Origin of the sequence: Bacillus swezeyi (genome assembly GCF_001969815.1) — a bacterium.
In the GTDB taxonomy this organism is placed as follows: Bacteria; Bacillota; Bacilli; order Bacillales; family Bacillaceae; genus Bacillus; species Bacillus swezeyi.
On sequence record NZ_MRBK01000092.1, the window covers coordinates 1 to 750 of the forward strand.

The 750-nt window shown below is 32.3% G+C and carries 1 protein-coding gene; it reads left to right on the plus strand.

Translation table 11 applies throughout. The annotated features are described in order from the left end of the window. Positions 1-182: 182 nt before the first annotated feature. The coding region (locus BTA30_RS22415) for a GntR family transcriptional regulator (RefSeq protein WP_142243737.1) at positions 183-750 on the plus strand (568 nt) is incomplete at its 3' end.

Here is a 750-nt window from a genome sequence, read left to right on the forward strand (position 1 = left end):
GTTTATAATAAAAGGTATTTGTATAACATAAAACTTAAAGAAAAAAATGATAATTGCTTGTTAATTTTCACAAAAATAAGGCGGAATCTTTTAATTCATTCAAAGCCATGATAAAATATGTCCACACAAATAATTCAATTGAAAAAATTAGAATGCGAACAACTACGAAAGAAGTGAGTGAAATGAAACCAAAGTATAAGGTCATCATTAATGATATAAAAAGTAAAATCCTTTCAGGAGTTTACAGGGTAGGAGAACAAATTCCTACTGAATCCGCCATACAAAAAGAGTACAAAGTCAGCCGGCACACTGTTCGAAAGGCCATTTTAGAACTATCGAACGAGGGGTTCTTAAGAAGTGAAAAAGGGTCTGGCACTTATGTTAGTAACCAGTATCAATCAAAACCTGGAGGGAATTCCAATAATAAAATAATCGGTGTAATTACGACCTACATTTCTGATTACATTTTCCCCTCAATTATTCGTGGAATTGAAGGAAGATTGAATGAGGCTAATTATTCGTTACTATTAGCTAGTACAAATAATGATGTCGAACAAGAAAAAAAAGCTTTGGAAATGATGTTGTCATTTGGCGTAAATGGTTTAATTGTTGAACCTACGAAAAGTAATCTATACAATCCTAATATTGCTTACTATCTAACGTTTAAGGAACAGGATACTCCTTTCATCATGATCAATGCTTATTATGAAGAATTAGATGTTCCTTTTCTTTGTCTCGATGACGTGCAGT